Source organism: uncultured Marinobacter sp., from assembly GCF_947259545.1.
Classification (GTDB): Bacteria; Pseudomonadota; Gammaproteobacteria; order Pseudomonadales; family Oleiphilaceae; genus Marinobacter.
Genome location: NZ_CAMYMK010000003.1, coordinates 44,513 through 63,501 on the forward strand (window position 1 = coordinate 44,513; position 18,989 = coordinate 63,501).

16 protein-coding genes are annotated in these 18,989 nt (G+C 59.6%); 6 read left to right on the top strand and 10 right to left on the bottom strand.

Annotated elements, in window-relative coordinates; all coding sequences use genetic code 11:
- The first annotated feature begins 36 nt into the window (after nucleotides 1-36).
- Nucleotides 37-1,359: a DEAD/DEAH box helicase gene (locus Q0Y21_RS06020; RefSeq protein WP_297792608.1), complete on the top strand. Its 1,323-nt coding sequence runs from the start codon at nucleotides 37-39 to the stop codon at nucleotides 1,357-1,359.
- 98 nt (nucleotides 1,360-1,457) lie between these two features.
- On the opposite strand, the gene Q0Y21_RS06025 is transcribed toward Q0Y21_RS06020, so the two are convergent.
- Both Q0Y21_RS06025 and Q0Y21_RS06030 read right to left on the bottom strand, forming a co-directional pair.
- Nucleotides 1,458-2,195: an OmpW family outer membrane protein gene (locus tag Q0Y21_RS06025; RefSeq protein ID WP_297792610.1), complete on the bottom strand. Its 738-nt coding sequence runs from the start codon at nucleotides 2,193-2,195 to the stop codon at nucleotides 1,458-1,460.
- A 160-nt stretch (nucleotides 2,196-2,355) separates the two neighbouring features.
- Nucleotides 2,356-2,835 carry a helix-turn-helix domain-containing protein gene (locus tag Q0Y21_RS06030; RefSeq protein WP_297792611.1) on the bottom strand — a complete coding sequence of 160 codons (480 nt, stop codon included), beginning with the start codon at nucleotides 2,833-2,835 and terminating at the stop codon, nucleotides 2,356-2,358.
- Between the two features lie 90 nt (nucleotides 2,836-2,925).
- On the opposite strand from Q0Y21_RS06030, the gene Q0Y21_RS06035 reads away from it, so the two are divergent.
- The 3 genes from Q0Y21_RS06035 (at nucleotide 2,926) to Q0Y21_RS06045 (ending at nucleotide 5,100) form a co-directional block, all read left to right on the top strand.
- Entirely contained in the window at nucleotides 2,926-4,038 is a 1,113-nt protein-coding gene (locus Q0Y21_RS06035) for an NADH:flavin oxidoreductase (protein ID WP_297792612.1), read from the top strand.
- A 129-nt stretch (nucleotides 4,039-4,167) separates the two neighbouring features.
- Entirely contained in the window at nucleotides 4,168-4,479 is a 312-nt protein-coding gene (bamE, locus tag Q0Y21_RS06040; RefSeq protein ID WP_297792613.1) for an outer membrane protein assembly factor BamE, read from the top strand.
- Between the two features lie 27 nt (nucleotides 4,480-4,506).
- Entirely contained in the window at nucleotides 4,507-5,100 is a 594-nt protein-coding gene (locus Q0Y21_RS06045) for an exopolysaccharide biosynthesis protein (RefSeq protein WP_297792614.1), read from the top strand.
- A 78-nt stretch (nucleotides 5,101-5,178) separates the two neighbouring features.
- On the opposite strand, the gene pntB is transcribed toward Q0Y21_RS06045, so the two are convergent.
- From pntB to Q0Y21_RS06060, 3 genes are all read right to left on the bottom strand, one after another.
- Nucleotides 5,179-6,573, bottom strand: coding sequence for a Re/Si-specific NAD(P)(+) transhydrogenase subunit beta (gene pntB / locus Q0Y21_RS06050; RefSeq protein WP_297792615.1), 1,395 nt, complete (start codon nucleotides 6,571-6,573; stop codon nucleotides 5,179-5,181).
- Nucleotides 6,574-6,585: 12 nt separating this feature from the next.
- A complete protein-coding gene (locus tag Q0Y21_RS06055; RefSeq protein WP_297792616.1) occupies nucleotides 6,586-8,163 on the bottom strand; it encodes a Re/Si-specific NAD(P)(+) transhydrogenase subunit alpha in 1,578 nt (525 codons plus the stop codon).
- Between the two features lie 115 nt (nucleotides 8,164-8,278).
- Nucleotides 8,279-8,911 (bottom strand): TetR family transcriptional regulator, encoded by a 633-nt coding sequence (locus Q0Y21_RS06060; protein ID WP_297792617.1) that lies wholly within the window; start codon nucleotides 8,909-8,911, stop codon nucleotides 8,279-8,281.
- A gap of 320 nt (nucleotides 8,912-9,231) precedes the next feature.
- On the opposite strand from Q0Y21_RS06060, the gene Q0Y21_RS06065 reads away from it, so the two are divergent.
- The gene (locus Q0Y21_RS06065) at nucleotides 9,232-10,809 is read left to right on the top strand and encodes an NAD(P)/FAD-dependent oxidoreductase (RefSeq protein WP_297792618.1); all 1,578 of its coding nucleotides are present in this window, start codon (nucleotides 9,232-9,234) and stop codon (nucleotides 10,807-10,809) included.
- A gap of 54 nt (nucleotides 10,810-10,863) precedes the next feature.
- Nucleotides 10,864-11,829: a threonine/serine dehydratase gene (locus Q0Y21_RS06070; protein WP_297792619.1), complete on the top strand. Its 966-nt coding sequence runs from the start codon at nucleotides 10,864-10,866 to the stop codon at nucleotides 11,827-11,829.
- Nucleotides 11,830-11,847: 18 nt separating this feature from the next.
- On the opposite strand, the gene Q0Y21_RS06075 is transcribed toward Q0Y21_RS06070, so the two are convergent.
- From Q0Y21_RS06075 to Q0Y21_RS06095, 5 genes are all read right to left on the bottom strand, one after another.
- A complete protein-coding gene (locus Q0Y21_RS06075; RefSeq protein WP_297792620.1) occupies nucleotides 11,848-12,621 on the bottom strand; it encodes an SDR family oxidoreductase in 774 nt (257 codons plus the stop codon).
- A gap of 18 nt (nucleotides 12,622-12,639) precedes the next feature.
- Nucleotides 12,640-13,788 carry an acyl-CoA dehydrogenase gene (locus tag Q0Y21_RS06080; protein WP_297792621.1) on the bottom strand — a complete coding sequence of 383 codons (1,149 nt, stop codon included), beginning with the start codon at nucleotides 13,786-13,788 and terminating at the stop codon, nucleotides 12,640-12,642.
- 36 nt (nucleotides 13,789-13,824) lie between these two features.
- Nucleotides 13,825-15,012: an acyl-CoA dehydrogenase family protein gene (locus Q0Y21_RS06085; protein WP_297792622.1), complete on the bottom strand. Its 1,188-nt coding sequence runs from the start codon at nucleotides 15,010-15,012 to the stop codon at nucleotides 13,825-13,827.
- 447 nt (nucleotides 15,013-15,459) lie between these two features.
- A complete protein-coding gene (locus tag Q0Y21_RS06090) occupies nucleotides 15,460-16,641 on the bottom strand; it encodes an acetyl-CoA C-acyltransferase (RefSeq protein WP_297792623.1) in 1,182 nt (393 codons plus the stop codon).
- Nucleotides 16,642-16,714: 73 nt separating this feature from the next.
- Entirely contained in the window at nucleotides 16,715-18,811 is a 2,097-nt protein-coding gene (locus Q0Y21_RS06095; protein WP_297792624.1) for a 3-hydroxyacyl-CoA dehydrogenase NAD-binding domain-containing protein, read from the bottom strand.
- Nucleotides 18,812-18,989 lie beyond the last annotated feature (178 nt).

The following is an 18,989-nucleotide window of genomic DNA, read 5'->3' on the forward strand; positions in this document are numbered from 1 at the left end:
GGTCGTGGAGGCAGAATAATCAAGAGTTGATCCAATATGAGTTTTTCTTCACTCGGTTTGTCCGAGCAGCTGGTTCGTGCCACATCCGATCAGGGTTATGAAACCCCGTCCCCCATCCAGGCCCAGGCCATTCCTGCGGTTCTTTCCGGCAAGGACGTGATGGCTGCAGCCCAGACCGGTACCGGCAAAACCGCCGGCTTTACCCTGCCATTGTTGCAACGCCTGGCTGAAAACCCTCGCACCGGTAAGGGCCCCCGCGCGCTGATTCTGGCACCGACCCGGGAACTGGCCGCACAGGTTCACGACAGCGTGAATCTGTACAGCAAATACATTCCAACCAAGGCCGCCGTGGTCTTCGGTGGTGTGAAAATCAATCCGCAGATGATGAAGCTGCGCAAGGGAGTAGACGTGCTGGTGGCCACGCCAGGCCGTCTGATGGACCTGTACCAGCAGAACGCCGTTCGCTTCAACGAAGTGGAGATCCTGGTGCTGGACGAAGCCGACCGCATGCTGGACATGGGCTTCATCCGCGACATCCGCAAGATCCTTGCGCTGTTGCCGGCCAAGCGTCAGAACCTGCTGTTCTCCGCCACCTTCTCCAACGAGATTCGCACCCTGGCCCAGGGCCTGCTGGAGAATCCGGTTCAGGTGGAAGTCGCCGCCCGTAATACCGCTGCGGAAAGCATCAAGCAGTCGGTTTACCCGGTAGACCAGAGCCAGAAGACTGCCCTGCTAAGCAAGTTGGTGCGTGACAATGCCTGGGAACAGGTGCTGGTGTTCACCCGAACCAAGCATGGCGCCAACCGCCTGACCCAGAAGCTGGAGCGTGACGGCATTACCGCCGCTGCGATCCATGGCAACAAGTCACAGGGTGCCCGCACCCGTGCGCTGGCGGATTTCAAACAGGGTGAGGTGCGTGTTCTGGTAGCCACCGATATCGCGGCTCGCGGCCTGGACATCAAGCAGCTGCCTCAGGTGGTGAACTTTGAACTGCCGAATGTGCCCGAAGATTATGTGCACCGTATCGGCCGTACTGGTCGTGCCGGCGAGAGTGGCCATGCCCTGTCCCTGGTGAGTGCCGATGAAGGTAAAATGCTGGCGGGTATCGAAAGGCTGATCAAGAAGCAACTGCCGCGCAAGAGCGTGGAAGGCTTCGAGCCGACCAACAACCTGCCGCTCAAACCGAAGGCCAAGGCTGACCCGAGCCGCGCCCGTAACCGCAATGGTAACGGTGGTGGTAACGGCAGACCGGGAGGCAAGCCCCGCAGCTTCGGTGCTAAACCCGGTGGTCGCAGTGGGGGCCGGAGCCAGGGTAACGCTGGTCAGGCCAGACGTTCACCTCAGCGTGAAAGCGCCTGATTCTGCCTGCTCCAAAAAAGCGGGGCCCTCGGGCCCCTCACAGGAGAACGCACCTTAGGGAAGCCCCTGAATAGCAGGGCTTCCGGCGGGCACGGGGATCAAAACTTGTACATAACGCCAACCATGTAAACCATGGGGTCGATATCGACTTCTGTGGTGATTTTGGCTGCTTCCGCCCCATCCGCCAGGGCAGTAATCGTTGCATCGGTACTGATGTCCGCATACCAGAGCGCGGCGTTCAGACCGAAATGCTCGCTCACCATCCAGTCAACGCCCAGTTCCAGTGCTACGCCAACACTTGCATCAAGGTCCAGATCGGTGCCATTGATGGTGCCCGGCGCCGTTCCCAGCACATCCTGTGCAACCCCGTCGACAGCGGTTGTCAGTGTGGCAGTGGTTTTCTCCTCAAAGAAATGGGTGTAGTTCACGCCGATGCCCGCGTAGGGCTGAATCCGTGAGCCACTGTCCAGTGGAAAATACTGTAGTGTCAGCGTCGGTGGCAGGTGCTTGGTTTCGGCCAGTTTACCGGCTCCGTCCAGGGTCCCGGCACCATCGATGTCGTGTTGGAAAGGGGTTGCGCCCAGAACGCCCACACCGATATTAGATGTCAACATGTAGGTTGCCGTGATGCCAAGCTGGGTATTGGAGTCCACGCCTACCCTGGCGCCGGGCAGAGATCCTACCCCCTCCAGAGTCAGATCAGAACTGGAGTCATTCGGATTCACATGAGCGGCACCGGCACGCACCATGAAATCGCCTGCTTCGTAGGCCTGGGTAACCGGAGCGGCAGCCAGAAGTCCGGCGGCGAGAACACTGAGGTGGATAATACGGGACATGGAAATCTCCTTGGACCTGAAGTTTGGAATGACGTCAGCGTAATGTCCGCGGAGAATGAAAACTTGATATAGCGCAAGAATACCGGAGGGCGGGGGTGGCGTTGGTCGCCGGATTGATCTGGCTCAAGAAAAAGAGTGGTTAACGCGTGATTGTGGCTTGTCAGCCAACCTGTTTCTTGTCCTTGGGAGTGTCGGACACCTCGTCATCCCGAACGAACACATCCCGAACGGTCAGCGAGTCTCCGTCTGCATTCTGAACGGCGACCTGACGGATGGGACGTCCGGTGGCGCGGTCCCGCAAGTCCAGGGCCGGCTGGTCGGGTGCCGGATTCCACTTGTCTCCCCACTGGCGCAGGGCAATGACGATCGGGAACAGGTCGCGGCCTTTTTCGGTCAGACGGTATTCGAAGCGCGAGCCGTGTTCGCCCACATCGACCTTTTTCAGGACTTCGTTATCCACCAGTCGGGCGAGGCGGTCACAGAGAATGTTGCGGGCAATGCCCAGTTCCTGCTGGAAGTCCACAAAACGACGGGTGCCATACATGGCGTGCAGCACCACAAGCAGGGACCACCAGTCCCCCACTTCATTCAGGGCACGGGCGACAGAGCAACTGGAGTCATCAAAACGTTTTCTGGCCATAGTGGGAAGTCTACCTAATAGGGTTGCATTTTAAAACCAGATTAAATAAGGTTGCTTAAAGAAACCAGATTAATGAGGTTGCGATCTACTATGAGCATGAATCTTGGCCCCCTGTTTAACCCCTTTGAGATCCACAACCTGAAGCTGCGCAACCGCGTTGCCATGGCCCCGATGACCCGCAATTTCTCGCCAGGCAATGCGCCGAGCCAGGAGGTGGTGGACTATTATCGCCGTCGCGCCGAAGGTGGTGTGGGGCTGCTGATTACTGAAGGCACCACGGTGAACCACGCCGGCGCCAACGGTTACCCGAACGTGCCGTTTTTCCACGGCGATGAAGCCCTTGCCGGCTGGAAGAATGTTGTCGATGCAGTTCATGAAGCTGGCGGTGCGATCTTCCCGCAGCTGTGGCATGTGGGTGCGGTTCGTAAGGAAGGCACGGAACCGGATCCCTCTGTACCTGGTTTCAGTCCCTCCGGATTGTTTGCGCCGGGCAAGCCCAACGGCAAGGCCATGAGCAAGGGTGATATCGATGATGTCATCACCGCATTTGCCGATGCCGCACAGGATGCCAAGGCACTGGGTTTCGACGGCGTAGAGATTCATGGCGCCCATGGTTACCTGCTTGATCAGTTCCTGTGGGAAGGCACTAACCAGCGGGACGATGAGTATGGTGGCAGCATGGAAAACCGCTTGCGTTTCGTGGTCGAGATTGTCGAAGCCGTTCGCTTCCGTGTGGGGTCGGACTTCCCGATCATGCTGCGTTTCTCCCAATGGAAGCAGCAGGATTACGAAGCGAAACTGGTGAACAGTCCGCAAGAGCTGGAGCAATTCCTCAATCCACTGGTGGACGCCGGTGTGGATATTTTTCATGCGTCTACCCGTCGGTTCTGGGAGCCGGAGTTTGAAGGCTCCGACCTCAATCTGGCTGGATGGACGCAGAAGCTGTCTGGTAAGCCGACCATGTCGGTGGGCAGCGTAGGTCTGACCGAAGATTTCATCAGCGGTACCTTTGCCAGCAAGAAGGAAGCGGTGGAGCAGGCCGGCATCGACGAACTGGTGGAACGCATGAACAACCACGAGTTCGAACTGATCGCCGTTGGTCGTGCCCTGCTGCAGGACCCGGAATGGCTGGTCAAGGTTAAGGAAGGTCGGTTGAATGAAGTGGAAGCTTTTGCGAAGAAGTCGCTGGCAAAGCTTTACTGAGACCAAGATGCGTTGACGATCAGCCCCGGCTAAACACCGGGGCTTTTTTGCGTCTGTCTTTGCTGTAATTTAAGCTTGTTTTAAAACCCGTATGATTGATGTATCGATCATCAACAGAAGGGATACACCATGGGGCGAATCACCTCTTTTCCTGCCATTATTCTGGTTGCCTTGTCGTTAATCATTGCTGGCTGTGCCACCGTCGGCCAGGACTTTCCCACCCATAACGTCGACCAGATAGAGATCGGGGAAACCACCCGGGCAGAAGTTCAGGAGCTGTTTGGTGAGCCCTGGCGCACCGGTATTGAGGATGGCAAGCGAACCTGGACGTATGGCAAGTATCGTTGGTCTGCCTTTGGTGATGCGGAAACAACAGATCTGGTGGTGCGTTTCAATCAGGATGGAACGGTATCTTCCTACGTGTACAACACCACCGAATAGGTGCCAGGGCCTCCGGAGGCTGGGCTTATGGATGACCAGAGTGATCCGGCTAATATAGCGCAGTTGCTGGACCGGCTGGAGGCTGTGGCGGCCAACCGTTCCCACGTATCCATTGGCGAGATGATGGATGCGATAGGGCGCAGGACGTTCGGGCCGGTGGTGCTTCTGGTGGGGCTCATCCTGGTGACCCCCCTCAGTGGTGTGCCAGGGATACCAACGCTGATGGGGTTGCTCACCCTGCTGACCCTGGGGCAGGTTCTGCTCGGGCGCAAACGTTTCTGGTTACCGGCGTGGCTGGTGAAGCGGAAGGTGTCGCAACGGAAGCTTCTGCAGGGCCTGAAACTGTTGCGCCCAGGCGCAGGAAAGATTGATCGCCTGATCCGCCCACGGCTTGCCCTGTTGGTTAAAGGACCCGGGCTTTATGTGATGGCGCTGGGCTGTATGGTGATTGCCGTGGTGATGCCGGCCACGGAAGTGGTACCGTTCAGTTCCAGTATTGCCGGCGTAGCCCTTGTGCTATTCGGCCTGACCATGATTTCGAAGGATGGCCTGCTGGCCCTGTTCGCCTGGGGGATCGCCCTGACCGGCCCCATCATGCTTGTTCGCAATCTGGGTGGATAAGTCGCAGGCTGGGCTACCGGGATGGCCATAGCCATGCCCGGCAGATTGACTGGTTCTTCGCGACCGAGTCCTGACCGATCAGGAGCGCAAACTACTCACCAACTTATCGATACTTTCCTTGGCGTCACCGAACAGCATGCGGGTATTGTCCTTGAAGAACAGTGGGTTCTCGACACCGGAATAGCCAGTGGCCATACCCCGCTTGAGAACAACCACCTGTCGCGCTTTCCATACCTCGAGCACCGGCATGCCGGCAATCGGGCTGCCCGGGTCCTCGGCCGCGGCCGGGTTCACCGTGTCGTTGGCACCGATCACCAGCACCACATCGGTTTCCGGAAAGTCGGCGTTGATTTCGTCCATTTCAAGTACGATGTCATAGGGTACATGGGCTTCCGCCAGCAGCACGTTCATGTGTCCAGGCAGCCGGCCGGCCACGGGGTGGATGCCGAAACGTACGTCCACACCCCGCTCCCGCAATATCCGGGTCATGTCGCTGACCCCATTCTGGGCCTGAGCCACCGCCATGCCGTAGCCGGGCACAATGATGACCGAGTCGGCGGTGCGAAGCTCATCGCAGACGTCATCGACACTGGACTCATGAACCGTCTGGTCGGCATCGGCGGTGGCAGAGCTGCTGCTGGTCTGGCCAAACCCGCCGAGAATCACACTGATAAACGACCGGTTCATGGCCTTGCACATGATGTAACTGAGGATGGCACCACTGCTACCTACCAGCGCACCGGTGACGATCAGCAGGTCGTTGCCCAGCATGAAGCCGATGGAGGCTGCAGCCCACCCGGAATAGCTGTTGAGCATCGACACCACCACCGGCATATCAGCACCGCCGATGGCCATGATCAGGTGAATACCAAGTACCGAGGCAATAGCGGTCATCAGCACCAGAGAGATCAGCCCGAACGCCATGCTGTTGGTGCCGAGGAACCAGGCGCCCAACAACACGCAGGCGATGACCGCCACCAGATTCATCAGGTGGCGGCCGGGTAGGGTGAGGGCCTTGCTGTCGATACGCCCGTCCAGCTTGCCGCAGGCCACCAGCGACCCGGTGAAGGTCACCGCACCGATGAAGATACCGACGAACACCTCCACCAGCTTGATGGTATGTTCCGCGCCGGTAGTGGCGATCAATGGCTCGATATAGCCGGAGAAGCCAACCAGCACCGCTGCAAGGCCCACGAAACTGTGGAGCAGGGCCACCAGTTGCGGCATCTGGGTCATTTCCACCTTGTTGGCGATGGGGATACCAATGCCGGCACCTATCAGCACTGCAATCACAATGGCGATGATGCCGCCATCACCCACGCTGGCAAGGGTGGCTCCCACCGCGATGATGATACCGGCGACGCCATAGAGGTTACCGCGCCGTGCCGATTCCTGGTGGCTGAGGCCACCCAGACTGAGAATAAAACAGATACTCGCGACCACGTAGGCCACGCTCACCAATCCTGTGCTCATATCGGGCGTCTCCTACTTGCGGAACATTTTGAGCATGCGATGGGTGACCCGGAAGCCGCCCCCTACGTTGATGCTGGCAATCAGCACCGCGATAAAGGCCATGATACCGACGGCAATGTTCGCCGCCTGGGCCAGGTGCAGAATGGCACCGATGACGATGATGCCACTGATGGCGTTGGTCACACTCATCAAGGGGGTGTGCAGGGACGGAGTCACGTTCCAGATCACCTGCCAGCCGATAAAGCAGGCCAGTACGAACACCGTAAAGTGTTGCAGGAAGCTTTCCGGCGCGTGGGCACCAACCCCGTAAAGCGCCAGGACAGTCACGATCAGCAGGGCCCCCTTGCCAATCAGGCTGCGACGGTCGGCGTCTTTTTTGGCTGCCGCCATGTCAGCAGCCGACGGTTCCTCCGTGCCCGGCGGCGGTGCGGGACTGACCGGAGCCTCCGGTTGGGGCGGCGGCCAGGTAATGTCGTTTTCCTTCACCACGGTCAGGCCCCGGATCACATCGTCCTCCATGTTGACCACTGGCTGGCCGTCTTTCTCCGGGGTCAGTTCGGTGAGCAGATGCACCAGGTTGGTGGCGTAGAGATCGCTGGCCACCTTGGCCATGCGGCTGGGCAGGTCGGTGTAGCCGATCAGCGTCACGCCGTGCTGATGGGCGACCTTGCCGGGTTCTGTCAGCTCGCAGTTGCCGCCACGTTCCGAAGCCAGATCGACAATCACGCTGCCAGGTTTCATGGATTTCACCATGTCGGCGGTGATCAGTTTCGGCGCAGGCTTGCCGGGAATCAGCGCGGTGGTGATGATGATGTCCACCTCTTTAGCCTGCTCTGCGAACAGCGCCATCTCCGCCTTGATGAACTCATCGCTCATCTGCTTGGCGTAGCCGCCACTACCGCTGCCTTCCTCATCCCCGAAATCCAGCTCCAGGAACTCGGCGCCCATGCTTTCGACCTGTTCCTTCACCTCCAGCCGGGTATCAAACGCCCGCACAATGGCGCCCATGCTGTTGGCGGCGCCAATTGCCGCGAGGCCGGCCACACCGGCACCGATCACCATGATCTTCGCCGGCGGTACCTTGCCGGCCGCCGTCACCTGCCCGGTAAAGAAACGCCCGAAGTTATTGGCCGCCTCAATCACCGCGCGATAGCCGGCAATATTGGCCATGGCGCTGAGGGCATCCATTTTCTGGGCGCGACTGATGCGGGGCAGGCTGTCGATTGCGAACGAAGTAATCTTCCTGGCCGCCAGCTTCTCCAGCAGCTCCGGGTTCTGTGCCGGCCAGATATAACTGACCAGAAACGCCCCCTCCTTCATCAGGTCCGCTTCGTGTTTATTCAGGGCGGGGTTTTTCATGGGAGCGCGGACCTTCAGGATAAAGTCCGCTTCCTCCCATAGTAGCGTGGTATCGGACGCTATGGCTGCGCCCACTTTTTCGTAGGCCTCATCCGAGTAGTTGGCGGCCTCGCCAGCGCCGCCTTCAACCACTACCTCGTAACCAAGCCCGATAAGTTTGTGAACGGAAGGCGGCGTGGCCGCGACTCGCCGCTCATCTTTGAAGATTTCCCTGGGAATACCGATTTTCATTGTGAATGTGTCCTCCGGTTTGCCCGATGAACCAGTTGTCTGGATATCCACATACTAGTTCAAGCTGGCGACATTGCCCGGAATACTCCAAAAAAACGGCAAGTTACCCCACTCGTCAGGAGGACCTTTTTATAAGGATATCGATGTCCCCCTGGGACAGATTATCCAGCATCGCGCCCCGGAACTGCCGGTTAATAAAGCGCTCGGTTTCCCGCTGAATGGTCTCCCGCTGCTCCGGCTTTTCGATGTAATCCATGGCCCGGAACAGAATGTAGCGAATGGTCATACGGGAAATTTCATGGATGGTCTCCGGCGGCACGGCTCTGACCAGTCGCCGCTCGATAATGTCCTCCGCCATTTCCCGGGCGCTGGCATTGAGCTGGGCTTCCAGGGCCTTGCGTAACAGCGGAGAAGGACCGTGGAGCTCCCGCACCGCGACGGTGGTTGCTGCGGGGTTGGCGAGGAAGTAGTGATACACATAGGCCACGGTATCGTGGGAAGCCTGCTCCGAGGATTCTGCCATTTGCCGGAGTTCCCGCACGCCGGACTTCATGTCGGCAGCGATGTACCCCAATACCTGTAGCCCGAACTCGTCCAGGTTCTTGAAGTGACGGTAAAAGGTATTCGGGTTCAGTCCAGCTTCACGAGCCAGCTCCCGCAGTCCCAGCGATGTCAGGCTACGGGTTTCAGTAATCAGCCGAAGGCCGGCCTGTACCAGCTTTAATTTCCCGCCAGTCAAAACATTCATGAAGTTCCACCCAAAGTTGATGGTCGTGTTGGGCCGTTGGCGCTTCCGAAAATGCTCGTAGCCAGGGATGGCGGAGAGCAAGCGTACACGGACGTACTCGCAGCGGTTTTCGGAAGCGCCAACGGCCCAACATGACCTGCCCGCCAAACCCGGATCACAGGCCAATCAGTTGTCACTTGAGGTCAACGGGCTGTTTTTCAGTAAAACGGAGTATACAGCTGTCTACTTCGTTGTGTATACATGTGTATACCGTCAATCATCATGGCGAAACAGACAACAACAGGCAAGGCCAGATGGCCAGCGAACAACGAGGTAGAGTTATGAGTCAGTCAGCACAAATTGCCATTATCGGCACCGGATTCTCCGGCCTGGGCATGGGCATCAAGCTCAAAGAAGCCGGTTATGACAACTTCGTGATTCTCGAGCAAAGCGACGATGTCGGTGGCACCTGGCACGAAAACCACTACCCGGGTTGCGCCTGCGACGTGCAGTCTGCCCTGTACTCCTTCTCGTTCGAACAGAACCCGAACTGGAGCCGCATGTTCGCGCAGCAGAAAGAAATCCAGGCCTACCTGCGCAAGTGTGCTGAAAAATACGACCTGATGAAGCACGTGCGCCTGAACACCCACGTGGCGGGCGCCAAGTTTGATGAAAAGACCCAGAGCTGGACCGTCGAAACCTGCGACAGCCCCAAATTGTGGGCTTACATGCAGGAAAAAGGTCTCAACCCCGGTGATAAGCTGGATCGGTCCGACGAGGATCTGCCGGCATTCAGCACCCTGAAAGCCGACGTCGTCGTGTCCGGCATGGGCGGCCTGAGCACCCCGGCCTACCCGAATATCAAGGGTATCGAAACCTTTACCGGCAAGAGCTTCCACTCCCAGGACTGGGACCACAGCTACGACTTCAAAGGCAAGCGTGTGGCGGTGATTGGTACCGGCGCCTCCGCCATCCAGTTTGTACCGGAAGTGGCCAAAGATGCCGGTCATCTGGACCTGTACCAGCGTACGCCGCCGTGGATTGTACCCAAGCCGGACCGCGAGATCCGTCCGCTGGAAAAGCTGATGTTCCGCAAGTTCCCGCAGACCCTGAACGCCTTCCGCCAGAGTATCTACTGGACCCTGGAAGCACGGGTACTGGGCTTCGTGGGCAACCCGCGCATCCTCAAGATCGGTGAGTTGCAGGCCCGTCGCCACATCCGCAACCAGATCAAGGACAAGGAACTGCGCAAGAAAGTGACCCCGGATTTCCACTTCGGCTGCAAGCGGGTACTGATCTCCAACAACTACTACCCGGCACTGGCCCAGGACAACGTGGACGTGCTCACCGACGGCATCCGTGAAGTGCGCGGCAATGTCATTGTTGATAACAACGGCAACGAGCGGGAAGTGGACTGCATCATCTACGGCACCGGCTTCAAGGCCCAGGACCCGGTTCCTGCCGGCATGGTCTCCGGTCGTAACGGCCAGGACCTGCTGGACGCCTGGAAAGAAGGCGCCGAGGCCTACAAGGGCAGTACCATCAACGGCTTCCCCAACTTCTTCATGCTGATGGGCCCCAACACCGGCCTCGGCCACAGCTCCATGGTCTACATGATCGAGAGCCAGATCCAGTACGTGCTGGATGCCCTGAAGAAGATGGACAAGCACGGCTGGAAGAGCGTGGAAGTGAAGGAAGACGCCCTGAGCCAATACAACGCCTCCATCCACGCCAAGCTCGGCGACTCCGTCTGGCAGACCGGCTGTAAGAGCTGGTACGTGAATGAAAACGGCAAGAACACCACCCTGTGGCCCGGCTTCACCTGGCAGTTCCGCCAGCAGACCAAGCGGTTTGATGCGGCGCAGTATGTATGTGAGCCTGAGGCTGTTGAAGTAGGCGAGGCCGTCGCAGCGACTTGATAGACGGCCCCCATGGAGCCATGGTTTGGTTGTGGAGCAACAGGAGCGCGCGACATGACCAAACCAACCCTTCCTGACCAATCCCAAATTCTCGAGGCGGAGCGGCGTATTCGACCACACCTGGGCGAAACGCCGCTTCTGACTGTGCCTGATCTGGATGCCGCCATGGGCCAGTCGCTTGGGCTGAAGTGCGAGAGCCTTCAGCGTACTGGCAGCTTCAAGGTCCGTGGTGCGTTGAACTGGCTGCTGACCGCCAGCGAAGACGAACTCAAGGCCGGCCTGGTGACGGTCTCTGCGGGCAACCACGCCGTTGGCCTCGCCTGGGCGGCGGCCATGCAGGATGTGCCGCTCACGGTGGTGATGCCCGAGGGTTCCAGCCCGTTGAAGATTCGTCGTACCCGGGCGCTGGGTGCCGAGGTGATTGTTCAGGGCACTATCCAGCAGGCGGTGGCCCTGTGCCATGAATTGCGGGATGAGAAGGGGCTGAGCCTGGTCCACCCTTATAACGATATCCGCATCATGGCCGGGCAGGGTACCGTTGGCCTGGAATTGCTGCGCCAGCTACCGGATGTGGATCGGGTGCTGTGCCCCATTGGCGGGGGTGGGCTGATTTCCGGACTGGGGCTAGCCATCAAGGCGCAGCGGCCGGAGGTGGAACTGATCGGTGTGGAGCCGGAAGGCGCGGCCACCATGTTCAATGCCTGGCAAAAGCAGGATGCCAGTGCCAGCCTCGATTCGGTGAATACCTGGGCCGCCAGCCTGGCACCGGCAGTAGTCGGGGATCGCACTTATGCCGCCTCCCGCCAGGTGGTGGACCGCATTGTGACGGTTACCGAGGCAGGTATTCGGGAGGCCACGCGGCGCCTGCTGACCGAGGCCAGGCTCTATGTCGAGCCCGGCGCCAGCGTAGGCCTGGCAGCGCTAGTGGAAAACCGGGTTCCGCCTGAGCCAGAAAAGACCACGGTTCTGATCATTACCGGCGGTAACCTGGATCCGGAGCAGGTCAGTCAGTGCCTGTGACCAATTATTGGAACACGCTTAACTGACCAGCGTGCCGCCATCCACGGCCAGGTATTGCCCGGTAATATGCCGCCCGGCCTTGGAGGCCAGCAGTACTGCGGCGCCTTTCAGGTCTTCCTCGCCACCAAAGCGATTCAGCGGAATGCGCTCCAGCATTTTTTCACCCTGGGCATCCAGCAACCCCTGGGACATTTTCGACGGGAAGAAGCCCGGGCACAGGGCATTCACGTTGATATTGTGATGGCCCCACTCGGACGCCAGTGCGCGGGTGAAATTCACCATGGCGCCCTTGCTGGTGTTGTAGGCAATGGTCTTCATGCCTTCCGGGTTGCCGGACAGGCCCGCGATGGAGGCGATGTTGATCACCTTGCCGGTGTTGCGGGGAATCATGCAACGCTTGCCCACGGTCTGGGTAAGGAAGAACGCAGCGTTCACGTTCAGGTTCATCACCTTCATCCAGCCTTCCGCCGGGTAGTCTTCTGCTGGTGCACCCCAGGTGGCACCGGCGTTGTTGACCAGGATATCGATATCGCCAAGCTGGCTGACCACCTGATCCACCACGGCGGGAATGCCCTCCAGGTCGGAGAGATCCGCGGCAATAGTCACCACTTCAACGCCCTGAGTTTCGAGATGCGCCTTGGCATCGTCCAGCTCATGCTGTTTGCGGGCGCTGATGGCAATTTTTGCGCCCAGTTCCCCCAGGGCTTCGGCCATCTGCAGGCCCAGGCCGCGGGAGCCGCCGGTGATGAAGGCGACCTTGCCGGTCAGGTCCAGTAGTTGTTTTACACTCATGGTTATCTCCTAGATGGTTCAGGCGGTCTTCGCCAGCAGGCCGTCGCTGACCTGTGCCAGATGGTGATCGGCATCGCCGAACAGCAGGTTGATCAGGGTCAGGCGTTTGAACAGGTGGGCGGCGAACATCTCGTCGGTCACGCCCATGCCGCCATGCAGTTGCACACCTTGCTGGCCCACATAACGGGCGGCTTGGCCCACCAGGGTCTTGGCCATGGAGATGGCCTCCCGGCGGCGGGCGCGGTCATCGGAATCCGCTTCGCTGGCGGCCAGGATCGCCATGGTTTTGGCCTGTTCGGTCTGGATGAACATGTCCGCCATACGGTGCTGCAGCACCTGGAACTTGCCGATGGGTGTGCCGAACTGCTTGCGGGTTTTGATGTATTCGAGGGTGGCGGCGTTCATCGCCTCCATGGCGCCGACAGCTTCGGCACACAGCGCGGCAATGCCCAGATCCACGGCTTTTTCGATGGCCGGGAAGGCCTCATCGACGGTGCCAATCAGGTTGTCAGCGCTGACGGTGACGTTGCTGAGACTGATCTCGGCGGTGCGGTGGCCATCGTGAGTGGCGAAGTCATCAACGGTGATGCCTTTGGCGTTGCGATCCACCAGAAACAGGGACAATCCGGATTCGTCGTTCACGTTACCGCTGGTGCGTGCGGAGACGATCAGCTGGTTCGCCTGACCGCCATGGAGTACGGCGGTTTTCTGGCCGCTGATCAGGAAATCGGCGCCGTCCTTGCAGGCGGTGGTCTTTACTTGGCTGAGGTTGTAGCGTGCGCCCGGCTCATTGTGGGCCAGGGCCAGCAGCCGCTCACCACTGGCGATGCCCGGCAGGATATCGGCTTTCTGGGCCTCGTTACCGGCATCGCGGATCAGCCCGCCGGCCAGCACTACCGTGGCGAGGTAGGGTTCCACTACCAGGCCGCGGCCAAAGTTTTCCATCACCACCATGGTGTCGATGGCGTTGCCACCCAGGCCGTCATAGTCTTCGGGGAAGGTGAACCCGAGCAGGCCCATCTCGGCGAAGTTCGCCCAGGTGGCTTTGTCGATACCCGCTCCGGAGCTGATAATCTCCCCACGCTTTTCAAAGCCGTATTCGTTGGTCACGAAGCGGCGCAGGGAATCGTTCAGCATTTGCTGTTCTTCGGTCAGATCAAAATTCATAACGTTTCTCTCCAAACTTCCAGGCTGCCGAATGGGTTACAGACCAAGCACGAGCTGGGCAATGATATTGCGCTGGATCTCGTTGGACCCGCCGAAGATCGACAGCTTGCGCATGTTGAAGTAGTCGCCGGCAGACGGCGTGGCATCGATAGAACCCGCACGTGGCCCGTTGTAATCCAGCTCCAGCGCTTCCGGAATATGGGCAATGGCGTCCTGGCCGCCCGCTTCCATCAACATCTCGAACAGCTGCTGACCGATTTCGGTACCGCGGATTTTAAGGATCGACGCCTGGGGACCGGGGCCACGCTTGTCGGTGAGCACCCGCAAAACTGTCAGCTCAAGAGCACGCAGCTCGGCATCCAGCTGCGCCAGCCGGTCACGGAAACGGGTGTTCTCAATCAGCGGTCGCTGGCCGTCCTGTTCCTGGTACGCCACCTCTTTCAGGCGCTTCATCATGGCCTTCCACTGCCCCACGTTGGCGAGGCCGGTGCGCTCATGGCCCAGCAGGAACTTGGCGTAGGTCCAGCCCTGGTTTTCCTCGCCGATCAGGTTCTCGGCCGGCACCTTCACGTTGTCGAAGTAGACCTCGTTAATCTCATGCTCGCCGTCCAGCATGATGATGGGCCGAACCTCGATGCCCGGGGTGTTCATGTCGATCAGCAGGAATGAAATGCCCTGCTGCGGTTTGCCCTCGGTGCTGGTCCGCACCAGACAGAAAATCCAGTCCGCATGCTGGCCCAGAGTGGTCCAGGTTTTCTGGCCGTTGACGACATAGTGGTCGCCCTCGCGTTTTGCGGAAGTACGCAGCGACGCCAGATCAGAACCGGCGCCCGGCTCGGAGTAACCCTGGCACCACCAGTCTTCACCGCTGAGAATGCCCGGCAGAAAGCGTTGTTTCTGCACGTCATTGCCAAAGGTCATGATCACGGGTGCAACCATACGCAGCCCGAAATCCAGCTGGCGGGGCGCACCGGCAAGGGCACACTCTTCCTCGAAGATAATCTGCTGAATCGGATCCCACCCGGTTCCGCCAAATTCTTCCGGCCAGGTGGATGCACCCCAGCCCTTATCAAACAGAATCTTCTGCCAGCGCTCGGTCATCGCCTTATCCGGGCGAAGCCGTTTTTGCACCCGTTCGCGGATGTCGTCCGGCAGGTTGTCGTCAAGAAACTGGCGAACTTCAGCGCGGAACGCCTCTTGCTCCGGGGTATAATTCAGGTCCATGTTGCACCTCTTGTCTGGTGGCTCAGGTAAATGGTTTTTGGCTTTTGGAGCTGCCTGTTGGTTCTTAATGCCGCGCCTTCGGAATTGGGTGTTTGCACCGGACGGGTATCCCCTTTCAAAACACGCTCCTTCGGCCCATCCATGGGGCGCTTGGGCTCCGCCATCCATGGCTCCGCACAGTTTTGAAAGGGGATACCCATCCGACGCTTCGAGCCTGTGCGTGCCTGCTCTAATAAATTGACTTTTTCGGGCCCAGCCCAGCGTTCTAACACTGCACCTGTTGGCCATTGCACAAAGCTCGGGGCGCCTGTCAGGTATAGGTGTCCAAAACCGTGCGGAGCCATGGATGGCGGAGCCCGAGCGTCACAGGGATGTGCCGTAAGGAGCGTGTTTTGGACACCTATACCTGACAGGTGCCCTCCACCCAGGTTTCAGGCAATCACAGCTTTAGGCAACTTCGAACAATCCCGCAGCACCCATACCAGTGCCTACGCACATAGTCACGACGACGTATTTAACGCCACGGCGCTTGCCTTCGATCAGGGCGTGGCCAACGAGGCGTGAGCCGGTAGTGCCGTAGGGGTGGCCGACTGCGATGGCGCCGCCGTTGACGTTGAGGCGGTCCATCGGGATGCCGAGTTTGCGCTGGCAGTAGAGCACCTGAACGGCGAAGGCTTCGTTGAGTTCCCACAGGCCGATGTCGTCGACGGTCAGGCCGGCGCGCTTGAGCAGTTTGGGAACGGCGAAGACCGGGCCGATGCCCATTTCGTCGGGCTCACAACCGGCAACCGCGAAACCACGGAAGATACCCAGCGGGGTAGCGCCGCGCTGTTCGGCCACCTTGCTGTCCATCAGCACACAGGCCGAAGCACCGTCGGAGAACTGGCTGGCGTTGCCGGCGGTGACCACGCCGCCTTCCATTGCCGAGCGGATCTTGGTGACGCCTTCCAGGTTGGTGCCCGGGCGGATGCCTTCGTCCTGGCTGACGGTGACTTCCTGGCTGCTGAGCTGGCCGGTGGCCTTGTCGGCGACGCCCATGGTGGTGGTGATGGGCACGATTTCGTCGTCGAACTTGCCGTCTTCCCGGGCTTTGGCGGCCAGGGTCTGACTGCGAACGCCGTACTCGTCCATGTCTTCTTTCTTGATGTCGTAACGCTTGGCGACCGTCTCAGCGGTATCCAGCATCGACCAGTAGAGTTCCGGCTTGTTCTTGGCCAGCCAGGGTTCCATGAAGTAGTTCTGGTTGACGTTGGCTTGCACGGTGGAGATGGATTCAACACCACCTGCGACCATCACCGGCACTCGGTCCACGGCAATGTGGTGGGCCGCCATGGCAATCGCCTGCAGGCCGGACGAGCAGAAGCGGTTGATGGTGGCGCCGGCCACGGACACTGGCAGACCGGCACGGATGGCGCCCATGCGGGCCACGTCGTTACCGGTGGAGCCTTCGGGCAGGGCGCAGCCCATCAGCACGTCTTCGATTTCGTTGGGGTCGACTTTCGAGCGCTCGACCGCGTGCTGGATGGCGTGACCGGCCAAGGTGGCGCCGTGGGTCATGTTCAGGCCGCCGCGCCAAGATTTGGCCAGGGGCGTGCGGGCGGTGGATACGATGACAACATCATTGGACATAACAATTCTCCTCAGGTCGGGGCTGCGGGCCTTCGATAAGGGATAGGCAGCCCCGGATCAATTCGTGGACCGGTTATTTAGCGTCGAAACCCTTGCCTTCTTCAGCGCGCTTGGCCAGCAGCGCCGCCGGCTTCCAGAAGCCTGGCTGGGTGTGGCGGTCTTCGGTGAAGGCCTGCATGGCGCGAACCACGTTGGGCAGGCCAACCTCTTCCGCGTAATGCATGGGGCCGCCACGGAATACCGGGAAGCCGTAACCGGTCAGGTACACCATGTCGATGTCGGAGGCGCGCTGGGCGATGCCTTCGTCCAGAATCTGGGCGCCTTCGTTGACCAGGGCGTAGACACAGCGCTCAACGATTTCCTGGTTGCTGATCTTGCGGGGGGTGATGCCCAGTTCGGCACGCACGTCGTCCACCACCTTGTCCACTTCTGGATCGTGCAGGGCGTTGCGGTTGCCTGGCTCGTAGCGGTAGAAACCAGCGCCGGTCTTCTGGCCGTAACGGCCCATTTCGCACAGGCGGTCAGCGACGACCATCTTCACCATGTCCGGGTTTTCTTCATACTGGCGCTTGCGGATGGCCCAGCCGATGTCGCCGCCGGCCAGGTCGGCCATGCGCAGCGGGCCCATGGCAAAGCCGAACTTCTCGATGGCCTTGTCGATCTGCTGAACGCTGGCGCCTTCTTCCAGCATCAGCAGAGCTTCGCGCTGATACTGGTTGATCATGCGGTTGCCAATAAAACCGTCACACACGCCGGACACCACGGCGGTCTTTTTGATCGCCTTGGCCAGCTTCATGGCGGTGGCCAGTACGTCCTTGGCGGTCTTCTCGCCGCGCACCACTTCCAGCAGCTTCATGATGTTGGCGGGGCTGAAGAAGTGCAGGCCGATGACGTCTTCCGGGCGCTTGGTGAAGCTGGCGATCTTGTTCAGATCGAGGGTGGAGGTGTTGGAGGCCAGGATGGCGCCCTGTTTGCAGACTTCGTCCAGCTTCTCGAACACGGACTGCTTCACGCCCATTTCTTCAAATACCGCTTCGATCACCAGGTCGACGTCGCTCAGGTCGTCATAGGTGAGGGACGGGGTGAGCAGCGCCATCTTGGCCTTGGCGTCGTCCTCACTCATGCGGCCTTTCTTGACCCGGCCTTCGTAGACTTTCTGGATGGCTGCCACGCCGCGGTCCAGACCTTCCTGCTTCATCTCTACCAGTGTTACCGGGATGCCGGCGTTGAGGAAGTTGATGCTGATACCGGTACCCATGGTGCCACCGCCGATCACACCGACGGACTTGATGTCACGCACCGGAGTATCGGAGGGCACATCGGCAATCTTGCTGGTCAGGCGCTCGGAGAAAAACGCGTGGCGCAGGGCGCGGGATTCCGGGGTCTGCATCAGGTTCACAAAGGCTTCGCGTTCGACCTCCATACCCTTGTCAAAAGGCATGGTCACAGCGGCCTTTACCGCGTCCACGCACTTCAGCGGGGCCGGGTAGTTCTTTGCCATGGCACCTACGGTGTTACGGGTGAACATGAAGAAGCCTTCCGGATTGGGGTGCTTGGCCTTCAGGTCCCGCACTTTCTTCAGTGGCAGGTTTTCATTGGCGACCTTGGTGGCGTAGGCAATGGCGGCATCCTGCAGCTCACCCTCCACCAGCTCATCAAACAGGACGCTGCCCTTGAACTGTTTGGCGGGCACGGCGCTGCCGGACACAATCATGTTCAGGGCGTGTTCGGCGCCGATCACCCGGGGCAGACGCTGGGTGCCGCCGGCGCCCGGCAGCAGGCCCAGTTTCACTTCCGGCAGGGCAATCTGGGCATCGGGTTTGGCGATGCGGTAATGGCAACCCAGGGCGAGTTCCAGACCGCCACCCATGCAGGCCCCGCTGATGGCGGCAATGACCGGCTTGCGGCTGCTTTCCACATAGTTGATGACGGTGTTCAGGTTGGGTTCGGCGGTGGCTTTGGAGGTGCCGAACTCGCTGATGTCGGCGCCGCCGGAGAAAGCGCGGTCGGAGCCGATCAGCACAACAGCCTTCACCGCGTCATCGGCTTCCGCCTGGCGGATGCCGTTCACAATGCCCTGGCGCAGGGCCAGGCCCAGGCCGTTGACGGGCGGGTTGTCGAGTCGGATAACGGCAATGGCGCCGTTGAGATCGTAATGGGCGGTACTCATTTGGGCAGCTCCCTGATACTGGAATCGGGTTGATCGTTGGTATGAAGACGCGCGTTGAAATCTCCATACACTGGTGTATTGTTGTTCCATACACTAATGTATGTTTTTGGTGGGGTCAACGGTTTCAAATTTGTGGGCTCCGTTAATGTAGAATGCACCCGACATCGCCAGCAGCAGG